This is a genomic window from Halorubrum sp. AS12, assembly GCF_051122765.1.
GTDB lineage: Archaea > Halobacteriota > Halobacteria > Halobacteriales > Haloferacaceae > Halorubrum > Halorubrum trapanicum.
Genome location: NZ_CP185385.1, coordinates 1,364,036 through 1,376,876, shown reverse-complemented (window position 1 = coordinate 1,376,876; position 12,841 = coordinate 1,364,036). Strand labels below are relative to the sequence as shown.

The 12,841-nt window shown below is 68.5% G+C and carries 6 protein-coding genes and 3 pseudogenes; 2 read left to right on the top strand and 7 right to left on the bottom strand.

Annotated features, from left to right (window positions below):
* Positions 1–3: 3 nt before the first annotated feature.
* The gene (locus ACODNG_RS06945; protein ID WP_434522975.1) at positions 4–1,113 is read right to left on the bottom strand and encodes a DUF373 family protein; all 1,110 of its coding nucleotides are present in this window, start codon (positions 1,111–1,113) and stop codon (positions 4–6) included.
* 102 nt (positions 1,114–1,215) lie between these two features.
* Positions 1,216–1,938 (bottom strand): DUF6517 family protein, encoded by a 723-nt coding sequence (locus tag ACODNG_RS06940; protein WP_434522974.1) that lies wholly within the window; start codon positions 1,936–1,938, stop codon positions 1,216–1,218.
* A gap of 157 nt (positions 1,939–2,095) precedes the next feature.
* On the opposite strand from ACODNG_RS06940, the gene ACODNG_RS06935 reads away from it, so the two are divergent.
* Both ACODNG_RS06935 and ACODNG_RS06930 read left to right on the top strand, forming a co-directional pair.
* Entirely contained in the window at positions 2,096–3,091 is a 996-nt protein-coding gene (locus tag ACODNG_RS06935) for a radical SAM protein (protein WP_434522973.1), read from the top strand.
* A 581-nt stretch (positions 3,092–3,672) separates the two neighbouring features.
* On the top strand, positions 3,673–3,969 hold the full coding sequence (locus ACODNG_RS06930) for a DUF7130 family rubredoxin-like protein (protein ID WP_434522972.1): 297 nt from the start codon (positions 3,673–3,675) through the stop codon (positions 3,967–3,969).
* A gap of 392 nt (positions 3,970–4,361) precedes the next feature.
* Here ACODNG_RS06930 and nreA read toward each other — a convergent pair whose 3' ends face one another.
* The 5 genes and pseudogenes from nreA to ACODNG_RS06905 form a co-directional block, all read right to left on the bottom strand.
* On the bottom strand, positions 4,362–5,690 hold the full coding sequence (gene nreA / locus ACODNG_RS06925) for a DNA repair protein NreA (RefSeq protein WP_434522971.1): 1,329 nt from the start codon (positions 5,688–5,690) through the stop codon (positions 4,362–4,364).
* A gap of 112 nt (positions 5,691–5,802) precedes the next feature.
* Positions 5,803–6,800: pseudogene (locus tag ACODNG_RS06920) on the bottom strand (transcription initiation factor IIB).
* A gap of 78 nt (positions 6,801–6,878) precedes the next feature.
* On the bottom strand, positions 6,879–8,015 hold the full coding sequence (locus tag ACODNG_RS06915; protein ID WP_434522970.1) for a TorD/DmsD family molecular chaperone: 1,137 nt from the start codon (positions 8,013–8,015) through the stop codon (positions 6,879–6,881).
* Positions 8,016–8,027: 12 nt separating this feature from the next.
* A pseudogene (locus ACODNG_RS06910) lies at positions 8,028–9,219 on the bottom strand (4Fe-4S dicluster domain-containing protein).
* A gap of 66 nt (positions 9,220–9,285) precedes the next feature.
* Positions 9,286–12,811, bottom strand: a pseudogene (locus ACODNG_RS06905) (molybdopterin-dependent oxidoreductase).
* Positions 12,812–12,841 lie beyond the last annotated feature (30 nt).

The following is a 12,841-nucleotide window of genomic DNA, read 5'->3' as shown; positions in this document are numbered from 1 at the left end:
ACCTCACACCGGTTCCGCCGACGGAAGCTGCGACTCCGCGACCGCGAACGCGAGCGTGCTCAACACGCCGATGAGCGTCCCGGCCGCGAGCGCCATCGCCAGCTCCGAGAGGCCGAGCGCCGTCACTCCGGGCGCGTCGGGGAGGAAGAACCCGGAGACCGCGAACAACACGACGGCGATGGACACCACGTAGAACGGCGCGTTGAGGTAGCGCCACCGGAACCGGCCGGCGAGGTACTCGTCGGTGATCTGGCCGAGACTGGAGGTGACGCCCGCGACGCTGAGCCACTGGACGAACCCGTGGACGAACGCCGCGAGCGCGGTGCCGGCCGCGAGGGAGCCGCCCTGAACGCCGCGGACGGCGTCGACCGTGTCGACCCCCTGAACGCCGCCGACGACGACCAAGGCGAGCGCGACGACGTAGGTGACGAGCGTCACGCGGCCGGTGTAGAGGACGTTGCGGACGCTCTCCGCGGCGCCGTCGACACTCTCTTCGAGTCCCAGCCCGCGGAACAGCGAGTAGAGACCCACCGCGCCCGAGAGGATCCCCAGTACGGCCGCGCCGGCGACGTCGAACAGGTTCGCGACGACGACGAGCGGGTAGATTAAGAGGAGGACGCCGAGCGGGATGAGGATCGTCCCGCGGGTCTCCGGATCGGCGAGAACCTGCTTGATCGTGTAGTAGAGCGATTCGAGGTCTTGCGCCTGCCGGACAACGACCCGGCGCATCCCGTCGATCGGCATCCGCGACCGGATCACGGGGAGGACGGACTCGTCTTGGGCGCCGTCGGTGATCACGACCGCGGACACCTCCTCGCCGGTCGACAGCTCGGCGAGCACGCGGTCGACCTCCTGGCCGACCGCGCGGTTCGCCTTCACGTCGGGACCGTCGACGCCCGTGACGGCCGCGACCTCGACGGCCTCGCCCTCGGCGGCCAGCTCGTCGTGGACGTTGACGCCCTGGAAGAGGACGTTGACGTCGGAGTCCTCGGGATCGGCGGTCGCGAGCGCGACCGCGGCCTCGGTGACGTCCTCGGCGCCGATGACGGGCGTGGGGATCCCCGTCTTCCGACCGAGGTCGTCGTCGAGGTCGACGCAGAGGACGAGCAGCATCGTTCGAGGCTACGCGGGGGGACGGCATATGTTTTCGGTCGGTCGCGCGCGGCGAACCCGGCGACCGCGCCGGCGCGGGTGGGCCGGCGTCGGCGACCGCCCTTAGTTCTCTTCGTTCTGCTCGTGTTCGAGGCCGTTCATCATCCGGCGGACGTTCTCGCCGTCGCTGAACGTCGCGGGATACGCCGCCAGCGGGAGGACGAAGTCGTCCGCGGCCTCGACCGGCTCGCCGATGTGAAGCTCCAGTTCGGTGGTTGCGCCCGTCCCCTCGATCTCGCCGTCGGCCGTGTACACGACGACCGTGGCGTCGGAGCCGAGGACCTCGGTCGAGTACTCCGACCCGCGTTCGAGGTCGCCGACCCCCTCGTACCGGCTCAGGATGAGATCGGCGCGCTCGCGGGTACCCATCTCGGCGATCGGGTTGAGCGCCCGGCCGAGCACCTCGATCTGCGGCGTCGTCACCGCGGCGAAGACGGCGGCCTGGTAGCGCTCGCCGAACAGCTCGACGGCCTTGTCGTACTCGGCGACGGTGTTCGTCACGCGCACCTCGCGTGTCTGTCCGCCGACCTCGAACTCCCGGCTGACGGTCTCGTCGGAGACCTCGTTGAGCTGGTACCCCGTCTCGGAGAGCGTCTCGTCGGCGACGGTCGCGGTGCCCGCCGCGAACTCCGCGGGTCCGTCGCCGGTGGCGACGTCGAGCGCGGTACAGCCGGCGAGGCCCGCGAGCCCGACGGCGCCCGCGAGTCCGAGCGCCCCCCGACGGGTGGTCGCGTCGGTCGTCGAGCGGTTCTCGTCGACGGAGTCGAGTGTCTCACCGGATTTCATGGCTCCCTCTCGCGGCGGCGGGGGTACATACTTTGTGTTCGGCCCGGTCGCCGCTCGGCGGGCGGTCGAATCGCCGAATCCGCCCCCGTGCCAACGGCTCTCCCGGGAGCGCGCGGTTCGGACGCTTTTTGGGGCCGCGGCCGGTAGAAGGGGGTAGATGATCTCCAAGGGCTGTGAACAGTGCGCCAAGGGCGGGAAGATGGTGCTTTTCGTCTACGGGTACTGCGACCAGCGGGACTGCTTCTACTGCCCCCTCGGAGAGAACCGGAAGAACGTCACCGACGTGTACGCCAACGAGCGGAAAGTCGAGTCCGACGCGGACGTGATCGAGGAGGCCAAGCGCATGAGCGCGCTCGGCACCTCGATCACGGGCGGCGAGCCGCAGGAGGCGATGGCGAAGACGACCCGGTATCTCGAACTGCTGAAAGACGAGTTCGGCGAGGACCACCACACGCACCTCTACACCGGGATCACGGGCGGCCGCGAGAACATGCGCCGCCTCTCGGAGGCCGGACTCGACGAGATCCGCTTCCACCCGCCGGTGGAGCTGTGGGGCGACATGGACGGCACCGAGTGGGAGGAGATCCTCCACATCGCCCGCGAGGAGGGTCTCACGCCCGCCTTCGAGATCCCCGGCATCCGCGCGGAGCCGGAGTTCCTGGAGTTCCTCGACGAGGGCGCTGCCGAGTTCTGTAACATCAACGAGTTCGAGATGTCCGACGGCAACTACCGCCGGATGCAAGAGGAGGGGTTCGAGCTACAGGAGGGTCACATGTCCGCGGTCGAGGGGTCGAAGGACGCCATCCTCGAGGAGATGGCGAGCCACGAGAAGGTGTACTTCTGTACCTCCGTGTTCAAAGACGCCGCCCAACACCGCAACCGCCTCAAGCGGATGGCGAAGAACATCCGCCGCGAGTTCGACGAGGTGACCGACGACGGCACGCTCGTCTACGGGAAGGCGTTCGCCGACGCCGACCGGTTCGAGTCGCTCGGCGTCCCCGAGGAGTTCTACACCGTCAAATCCGACCACGTCGAGGTCGCGTGGTGGCTCCTCGAGGAGATGGTCGAGGACGGCGACTTGGCGGAGGGCGAAATCGTCGAGCAGTACCCGACCGTCGACGGCACCGTCGTCGAGCGCACGCCGGTCGCTTGAAGCGGTCGTTTTCGGGCTTCTGCGTCGATTTTTGGTTCATCGTCTGATTAAATCGCCAGCTCGGAGCCACCGGTCTGCTGTGCGGTGGCGCGCGCCTGCGAGCGCCCGGCAGGGCGCTCGTCGGCACGCGCGAGGTCGCCGGCGCTACGCGCCGGCTGCCAGAGGGACCTCCGGTCCCTCGCTGGAGTCGGCCGACCGGAGGGAGGCCGACGAGGCTGGGGAGGTGTGAGGTGCTGTGCGGGGCGGGATTCGAAGGGGCAGTGGCCGGCGGCGAAGCCGCCGGCTGCCAGAGACGCGTAGCGTCTCGCTGCCGCGAGGACGAAGACGCGCGACGCAAGGACCGCAGGCGCGAACGGAGTGAGCGCCGAGGACCGTGGTTCGAGAGAGCAAAGCTCTCTCGTCATCACGAGACGCCTTCGGCGTCTCGAACGACAGCGAGCGCATCGAGTCCTCGCGGCTGGGGCTTCGGAGATGTCCACACCCGATCAGTCGTCGGCACGATCAGTCGCTGCCATCGCTCTCCGGTGTGTGTCGCGCCACCAACTATCACAATTATAAGTGATAAACACGTACTGTCGCGCATGGCCTCCGAAGAACCCGTATTCGCCGACGTGAGCATCGGCCAATCGGTGTACGACGAGGACGGCGAGAAGCTCGGGTCGGTCCGCGGCGTCGACGACGACGGCTTCTACGTCTCCTCGCCGTCCGGCTCAGATCCGCTGGCGCTGACCGACGCCCGGGACGTGTTCGGCACCGCCTACGTGATGTGGCGCTGTTGGGAGTGCGGCGAGATGGGCGAGATCGGCGAGGAGCTTCCCGAGAGCTGCCCCAACTGCGACGCGCCCCGCGAGGACCTGTACTACTGGGCCGAGGACTGATACGACGACGGCGCGAGCTGCGATCGCATCCTCGTCGTTTATTTATTGCTGGTCGACTGTGGATCGACGGCGAACACTACCGAAGCCCCAGCCGGGAGGACCGCGCACGCTCGCTGTGCTCCTCACTCGGTCGCTCACTCCGCTCGCTCCCTCGTTCCGGTGCTTGCGTCGCCTGCGCGGTCCTCCCGGCTGCCCCTTCGAGTCCCACCCGACCGCCCCGCATCGCAGCCTCACACCTCCCCAGCCTCGCGGCTCCCTCCGCTTTGCTCCGGTCGCCGCGTCCCTCGCGCGTGCTGCTCGGCCGCGAGGCGGCCTCGCAGGCACGCGCCACCGCACGTCTCTTTATAAATAGACGCCACCGACTCCACAGTCGCTTATAAATGTTGCCGCGCTCACTCCGCGTCGACGAAATCGCCGAGGTTCGCCTGAAGCCCGGCCGCCATCGTCGATTTCCGCCGGAGCCGACCGAGCGAGACGGGGAGCTGCTCGGCGACGCCGCGGACCGCCTCGCCGAACGTCTCCGCGGTCCCGAGTTCGCCGTCGAAGGCGTTCCGGACCGCCTCGCGCACCTGCCACACGCCGACCGGTCCCCAGTAGTCGTCGGAGACGTGGCGCAAGACGAGCGCCTTCGCCTGCCGCCCGCGGTCGTCGAGGTGTTCGAGGACGCCCAGCCGAGACGCGTAGTAGGCGCCCGCCGTCTCCTCGACGTAGCCGGTCCGACCCTCGCGGCCCTCGCTGGCGGCCGCGAGGTACACCCCGGCCTCGGGGTCGGGGTTCCAGATCGAGCCGGGCGATTTCATCTCGACCAGCTCGTACTCCCACTGGCCCGGCACAAGGATCACCCAGAAGGCGTTTCCGAGGTACTCGTTCCGGTGGACCTCGATCCGGTCGACCGTCGGGTTGTCGCGGATCGAGCCGCGGAGGAACTGCCCGACCGTGTCGTCGACGGCAGTGATCGACCAGCGCGTCGGAACGAGTCGGCGGTTCTCTCCCTGTCCGAGCGCGCCCGCCGAGAGGATCGTGTTGATCTCGTACACGTCGAACCCGCGGCGGTAGAGGTACGTCATCGCCCCCTCGGCGCGCCAGTCGTCGTCTTCGAGCGTCTTCTTCACCGGTCGCGGGACGTGCGGGTTCTCGCCGAGGTCGGCGGTCCGGGCCGCCGCGCGCGGGCCGGTCGGCGTCTTGATGTCCTCCGTCCCGATATCGAAGTCGAGGTCCGGGGTCCCGTCGAGTCCGATCTCCACGTCGACCGGGCGGTCCGCGATGGCGACCTCGCGTTGAACGCCCAGCCAGCCGTTCCACGCGTCGTGGACGCTCTCTGCCGGGCCGTCCCCGCCGCTGACCGCCTTCACCCCGCCCGTCGCGCCCGCGTCCGCCACGTCGACCCCGCGCGTCGAGTTGAGCAGGCTGGTCCGCCGGTCGAACACGTCCGCGATGGAGACGCCCTCGTCGTACCACGCCGCGGAGGTCTCGAAGCTCGCGGCCCGCTCCTCGCGGCCGACCGGCGAGAGCAGCCCGGTCGAGACGTTCGGGTAGTCCGCGCGGCCGACGAAGATGGAGGGGGAGACGCTGCCGACGACCGCGTCGTCGGAGACGTGCTCGTCGAAGCGCCGCTCGAAGGAGTCGAGGTGATCGAGGATGCCGTAGTCCTTCTCCGCGGCGAGGCGCCGCCGCTCGGCGCGCTCGTTCGCCTCGAACTCGATGAACTCGTCGAGCCGCATTCAGATCGGCGTTGGCGGCGCACCGGCTTGAACGTTTCCGGCGAACGGAGGAGAGTAGACGAGGAGAGTAGACGAGAAGGGAGACGCGAGGAAACCGCCCGCTTCGGCGTCCCTAACTGTGGATCCCCATCGCTTCGATCTGCTCTTGGTACCGGTTCCGGATGGTGACCTCGGTGACCTGCGCCACGTCGGCGACCTCGCGCTGGGTCTTCTTCTCGTTACACAGCAGCGAGGCCGCGTAGATCGCGGCGGCGGCGTAGCCGGTTGGGGATTTCCCGGAGAGCAGTCCCTGCTCGGCGGTCGTCTCGATGATCTCGTTGGCCTTCGACTGGACCTCCTCGCTCAGCTCCAGCTCCGAGGAGAACCGGGGGACGTACTTCTTCGGGTCGACCGGTCGCATCTCCAGGCCCAGCTCCTGGGAGATGTACCGGTAGGTCCGGCCGATCTCCTTGCGGTCGACCCGCGAGACCTCCGAGATCTCCTCGAGGCTCCGGGGGATCCCCTCCTTGCGGCAGGCGGCGTACAGCGCGGCGGTGGAGACGCCCTCGATGGAGCGCCCCCGGATCAGGTCCTCGTTCAAGGCCCGTCGGTAGATGACCGAGGCGACCTCGCGCACCGAGCGCGGGACGCCCAGCGCCGAGGCCATGCGGTCGATCTCCGAGAGCGCGAACTGGAGGTTGCGCTCGCCGGCGTCCTTCGTCCGAATACGCTCCTGCCACTTCCGCAGGCGGTGCGATCTGCGACCGCTTCTTCGAGGAGATGGAGCGCCCGTAGGCGTCCTTATCCTTCCAGTCGATCGTCGTCGTCAACCCCTTGTCGTCGGATCGTCTTCGTCGTCGGGGCGCCGACGCGCGACTTCTCCTGTCGCTCCGAGTGGTTGAACGCGCGCCACTCCGGGCCGGGATCGATCTGCTCGTCTTCGACGATGAGTCCCGTCTCCTCGTGTATCAGCTCCCCGTCGGCCGTCCGGGTGAGATCCTCCGGATCGAAGTCCTCGGGGTCCAGTTCGTCGACGTCCTCGACCTCCTCGACGTCGATCTCGTCTTCCTCGGCGTCCTCGTCCCCCACGCGCTGCCGGTCGTGATCCCGTTGCCGGGTGGGCCGTGTCATCGCATTTATATGCTATCGAAATGGTTTGACTTAAAAGTTCGTTACTATGTGAGGGTGTGACAACCCCCGGTGCCGCGGTCAGTTCGACGGCGGCTCGCTCGGTAGCCCCTCGGACGCCCGTGTCTCGTCCTCGGCGACGTCAGCGGCACTCCCGGCGTCTGAGTCGGGCGTTTCGCTCGGCGGCTCCGGCGTCTCTTCCGGCGTCGCGGCGCGCTGGCCGGGCGAGCCGGTGAAGTTCTCGCGGCCGGCGGCGCCGCAGCCGGTCGCGGCCGGGTGGCCGTTCGGCTCGCTCGCGCTCGACCCGTTGCCGCCGGTGCCGCAGCGCAGGTCGAGCCGGCCGTCGGCGTCGGTGTCGACGCCCGTTAGGCTCTCGACGGGACCGTCGGGCTGCTCCTCGAAGACCTCGGGTTCGACGCCGAACCGCTCGGTCTCTAGGTCGACGAACGCCCCCAGCACGTCCGCGAGCGCGGGGAACGGTCCCCCGTCGGCCGCCTCGCTGACATCGGCCGCGAACCGCGGCACCCACCGGCCGACGTGGTCCTCGAGGAACGCGGCCGTCGCCTCGGTGACGCGCTCGACGCCCGTCTCGTCGCCGGTCTCGCGGAGGTACGCGCGCTGGGCCGCGAGGTGCGAGCAGAACTCCAGCTGGACGGAGACCGCGTCGGCGCGGTCGCGCGCCCCGCCGGCGTTCTCCAGGCCGAACGCCCGGTAGAAGCCGGCCGCGTCGGCCATCCGGTCCGTGTTGACGGTGACGCCGCCGGGCGCGTACGCGACCTCGTAGCGGTCGACCGCGCCGTCGGTCTCGACCCCGAACGTCCGGGCGAACGTGCGTTCGAGTTCGGTCGGGTCGTTCGGAAGGCGGTCGGTGACCGCGGCGGCGGCGTCGAGCAGCTCCCGCCGGCTATCGGCCCGCTCGGCGTCGCCCTCATCGGCGCGGTCGTCGGCGATTTCCGCGGCCGCCTCCACGATGACCTCGCCCAGCACGGTCGGGTCCGGATCGCGCTCCGCGTCGGCGGCGGTCCCACGCGGGCGGTCGAGCGCGGTCGCGAGCGCCTCGTAGAGTCGCCCCCGGTGAACGTCCCGCTCGGCGGCGGGCGAGAGGTCCTCGTCCCAGCCGCCCCCGCTCTTGTCGCCGACCGCGGACTCGTCGTCGACCGCGGCTCCGTCGCCGGGCCGTCCGTCCGTTTCGGTCTCGTCGTCGGTGTGATCGCTCATCGGTCTGGGTGGTTATGTCACGTCGAGCCGGTAGGCGTCGACGCCCTGTTCGAACTTGGGTCGCTCGGCGCGCGGTTCCTCCATCGGCACCTTCGCGACGGTGCGGCCGTTCTCGTCGTAGCCGATCGCCCGGTCTTCGGTCACCTCGAACTCCTCGATGCGCCACTCCGTGCTGCCCATCAGGTGGAGCAGGCCGCGGAGCTTCCGCTCCTCGGCGCGGCCGTCGCGGGCGCGGCGGTACGTCGCCTTCGCCTCCTCGACGCCCGGCCCGAACATCTGGTAGAGGTAGTCGTCCGGGACGTTGATCGGCGGGATGTAGTAGACGTTCGGCTCCAAGCCGAGCTGGGGGTACAGCGGCAGCGCCACCTCGGCCTCGTGGACGAGGTAGTCGATCGGGTTCGTCGGGTCCGCCTCTTCCGGCGGATTCACCCAGCCGTGCTGGCGAATCTTCCCGAGGCAGTTCTCGAAGCACTGCGGGACGCGCCCCTGCTCGACCTTGGGGTAACAGCCGACGCACTTCTGGGAGTTCCCCTTCGCCTGGTTGAACACAGACTTCTTGTACGGGCACGCCTGGACGCACTGGAGCTGCGCCTGACAGCTCTCCTCGTCGATGAGGACGATCCCGTCCTCCTGTCGCTTGTAGATCGCCTGAACGGGACAGGAGCCGGCACAGCCGGCGTACGTACAGTGGTTGGACACCCGCGGGAGGTAGAAGAACCACATCGGGTGCTCTTCGCCCTCGATGTGGGTGTCGCCCGCGAACGCCTCGCCCGCCGGCTCGTCCTCGCCGAGGTTCGGGTGCGCCCAGTCCTGGTCTTCCGGCATGTATCCCTCGACGTACCCCTCGTTGGCGATGTGTTCCTCGGTCGGGCTGGTCTCCTCCCAGTCGACGTCGTTGGCCTCCCAGATGGTGTCGCCGTCGTAGACGCCGTCCGAGCCCCACTCCTGGACGCCGAGCCGGTCTAAGATTTCCTGGTCCCAGCCGAGCGGGTGGGCGCCGTACGGCTTCGACTCGACGTTGTTCCAGAACATGTGCTCTTGCCCCTCGCCGTGGGTCCAGGTGGTCTTACACGAGAGCGTACACGTCTGGCACGCGATGCGACTTGTTGAGGTCGAAGACGGCCCCCCACTGTCGGTCCGGGCGGTTCTCGGCGTAGGGGTACTCCATCTCGCGGCCGATCTGCCAGTTGTAGACGGTTGCCATTGGTCTGAGTTGGTGTGGTGGTGTCGTTCTGTGGTCGCGGTTCCGTAGCGTCGCGGCTCGCGGGCGTCAGTCGGACTCGGAGCGGCCGACGAAGCCGCCGTCGAGGTAGTTCTCCATCCGCTCGTCCTCGTTCGTCGGGCGGACGCCCTCCTCGACGGGACGCCAGTCGCCCTCGCCGTCGACGCCGCCGTCCTCGGCCTTCTCGACCTTCACGAACGCCTCCTTGGGGGCGCCGTTGGCGGCGTGGACGTCCGGCTCGAACCCGTGATCGAGGTTGAGTCCGGCGAGGTTCTTCCGCGGCATCGTGTCGGTGAGCCACGTGCGGCGGAGCCACGTCGTCGTCGCCGACTGGTGGCCCCCCTGCCGGTACATCCCGACGTAGTTGGTGTCCTCGGCCTTCGCCATCCCGTCGTCGCGGCTCTCGGTCGCCTCGACCGACTTGTGGGAGGCGTTGGTCACGTTCATCCAGCTCCGGGTGACCCCCTGCGGGAGGCTCGGCTGGAACCGGACGCGCATCATCGCGCGGGCGACGTCGTAGGAGTCGTCGCTCTCCTCCCAGTCGGGGTACGGTCGGTCCTGCGGGTCGGCGTCGACCCACACGTAGTCGCCGTCGGTAAGCCCCTCCGCGATCGCGTCGGCGGGGTTCATCTCGATGTACCCCTCGCCGAAGTACGGCTGCCGTTGGTCGTTCCGGTTCATGTCGCCGAAGTTCGACCACCACACCGCGATGTTCGGCAGATCGCTGCCGAACGAGTGGGTACCGTGGCGGTACTTCGGCGTCATGTACACGTACTCGTACCCCTCGTTGAGGTCGTTGAGCGGGTGGCTGCTGTCTGTCAGCTCGTCGGGCGAGCGGACCACGTTCCGGACCTGCCGGTCGTTGCTGTCCTCCACTTCGTCGCCGTCCCACCCGCGGTCCTCGGGCGTCTCGGGGTCTATCACCGGGCTGTCGCTGTCGTCGACGATGACGTTCGGCTCGTACGGCGTCGCGTCCATCGGCTCCCGGTGGAGCGGGATGTTCTCGCCGGCCTCGGTGAACTCCGTCTCCTCGCGGAAGAACTCCAGCCGGCCGGTCTTGGTGTACCACGGGTCGTCGTCGAGCGTCTGCTCGTTGCCGACGTGTTTCGGGTACGACCGCGTCATGATGATCGCGGGCGTCCCCTCGCGCGCGTCTTCGAGCAGGTTCTCGACGTCGTACCCCTTCACCGTGTTCGAGTGGTCGACGATCCGCTGGAGGTACGGCTTCGCGCGGTGCTCTTCCTCGTCGATGAACTGCCAGTACCCCTCGAACCGGTCGTCGCCGGTGATCTCCGAGAGCTTCTCGGCGACGCCCTGGTAGTGCTGGGCGTCGTTGCGGGTGTCGTAGATCCGGTCGATCCCCGTCTCGGGCATCGTCGTGATAAAGGGGTTGGTGACCGAGGCGGTCATGTCGTGGACGTGGTGTTCCGCCCACGAGTCGGCGGGGAAGACGATGTCCGAGTACTCGCAGGTCATCGTCCACCACCACTCGTTGGTGAAGAACGCCTCTATCTTCCCGTTCCGGAGCATCCGCTCGATGATCTTGTACGCCCCCTTCGCGTTGCCGAGGATGGAGTTCGACCCGGACACCCAGATCGACTTCGTGGGCGTGTGCCATGTGCGAGTCGCCCTGGAAGTACTCGCCGTCGACCTTCAGCGGCTTGTCGAGGTTGGTGTAGAAGTGTGCCGAGTGGATGCCGTACCGCTGGTCGACGGTCGCGTCGGCCTCGGGGTCGGACTCGATGTCGAACGGGCTCTCCTTCGTGTACTGTTCGAGCCCGTTGAAGTAGGCGGCGCGGTAGTTCCCGGAGTAGGAGCCGACGTTGCCGGTCTGGTAGCCGACGTTGCGGGTGAGCGACGCCACGAGGAACACGGCCCGGTCTTTCAGGTCTGCGTTCGCGTAGTGGTTCGGTCCCATCCCCGTGAGGATCAGCGTCTCCTCTTTGTTGTCGGCGATGTCGTTCGCGAGGTTCTCGACCGCCTTGGGCTGGGTCCCGGTCACCTCGGCGGTGCCCTCGGGGTCCCACGTCTCCGCGAGATGCTCGCGGATGAGGTCGAAGACGGTCCGCACCTCGACCGTCTCGCCGTCGGCCAGCTCGACCTCGAAGCTCCCCTCGATCGTCGCGGACACGTCGAAGTCGTCGCCGACGTCGTCGCGGGTCACCGGCTCCAGCTCGCCGGTCTCCTCGTCGCGGACGACGAAGTCGCCCCACTCGTCGCGGAGCTGCTCGTCTATCACCTGCTCGGCGATGTCGGTCCGGCCGGCGGTCGGCCGGTCGCCGTCGTCGCCGACCGTCTCGGTCTTCTCCAGATCGGCCGGCTCGTAGTCTGCGAAGACGTCGCTCGCGCGCAGCAGGCGCGTGTCGTCCATCCGGACCAACAGCGGCAGATCGGTGTTCGCCCGGACGAACTCGGGGTCGTAGAGGTCGTTTTCGATCAGCTCGCGGGCGACGCCGAGGAAGAGCGCCGAGTCGGTGGCAGGGCGGACCGTGACGACCTCGTCGCACTTCGAGGCCGTCGCGTTGTAGTCGGTGAAGATGCCGGTGAGCTTCGTTCCCTTCACCTTGGCCTCGGTGAGCCAGTGGCAGTCCGCCATCTTCGAGGTGAGGTAGTTCATCCCCGCGACGACCAGCTGGTCGGCGTGCTCGACGTTCGCGAGGTCGAAGTCGACCGTCTGCTGGCCCGTGACCATCGTGTGGCCCGGCGGCAGGTCGGTGTGGAACGAGTAGTTGTCCAGCCCCATCGCGCCGACCGCCTCCTCTTCGTCGACGTCGCGGACGTAGTTGTCCAGAAGCGCCATCGAGTTGGCGTTCCGGTACTGGCCGAACAGCTTGATCAGGCCGAGCAGCGGCATCCCGCCGCGGAACTTCATCGACCGGACGCCGGCGCCGTCCATCTCCTCGACGATGCGCTCGTCGTACCCCTGTTCGAGCAGGCTGTTCGCGCCCGACTCGCCGGAGTAGTGGGTCGCCAGCTCGACGAGCGTCTTCGCCGCCAGCTCGTACGCCTCGTCGAAGTCGACCTCGACGAAGGCGTCCTCGCCGCGGTTCGCGTACTCCTCGGGCATGGAGCCGTCCGGATTTCGCGGGAAGCCCTCTTCGACCCACTCGCGGAAGCCCTCGCGGACCATCGGGGCCTGGACGCGCCGGTCGCTGTAGAACCGCTCGACCATCGCCAGCCCCTTGTTACAGACGCGGGGGTCCCAGCGCTGGGAGGCCTGGTTCCCCTGGAGGTCGGTCGCCTCGCCGTAGTTCATCGAGGGACCGAGCCGCGTGATCTGCCCGTTCTTCACGCTGGCTTCGAGGTAGCAGTTGTGCGTGTCGTTGGGCGTACAGGTGAGCATGAAGGAGTCGTCCCGGCTCCACACTTCCCGGTACTGCGACTCCCACTCCTCGTTCGGGTACGCCTCGAAGGGACTCCGCCGGCCCGGGAACGGCCCGGGATCGTCACCCATCGTGAGACGGGTGCTGCCGAGGTAGCCCGCGGCGCCGATGCCGGCGACGGCGCCCGCCGCGGTCAACACGTCGCGCCGGCTGACCTCGCCGTTGCTCTCCTCGTCGTCGGCACGACTCATCCGGACCACCCCCACCGAACCGCCGGGGCG

What these genes read in the sequence shown, in the direction of transcription:
- ACODNG_RS06940 (WP_434522974.1), bottom strand. Translation starts at nt 1,938, where the DNA reads ATGAAATCCGGTGAGACACTCGACTCCGTCGACGAGAACCGCTCGACG.
- ACODNG_RS06915 (WP_434522970.1), bottom strand. Translation starts at nt 8,015, where the DNA reads ATGAGCGATCACACCGACGACGAGACCGAAACGGACGGACGGCCCGGC.
- ACODNG_RS06945 (WP_434522975.1), bottom strand. Translation starts at nt 1,113, where the DNA reads ATGCTGCTCGTCCTCTGCGTCGACCTCGACGACGACCTCGGTCGGAAG.
- nreA (WP_434522971.1), bottom strand. Translation starts at nt 5,690, where the DNA reads ATGCGGCTCGACGAGTTCATCGAGTTCGAGGCGAACGAGCGCGCCGAG.
- ACODNG_RS06930 (WP_434522972.1), top strand. Translation starts at nt 3,673, where the DNA reads ATGGCCTCCGAAGAACCCGTATTCGCCGACGTGAGCATCGGCCAATCG.
- ACODNG_RS06935 (WP_434522973.1), top strand. Translation starts at nt 2,096, where the DNA reads ATGATCTCCAAGGGCTGTGAACAGTGCGCCAAGGGCGGGAAGATGGTG.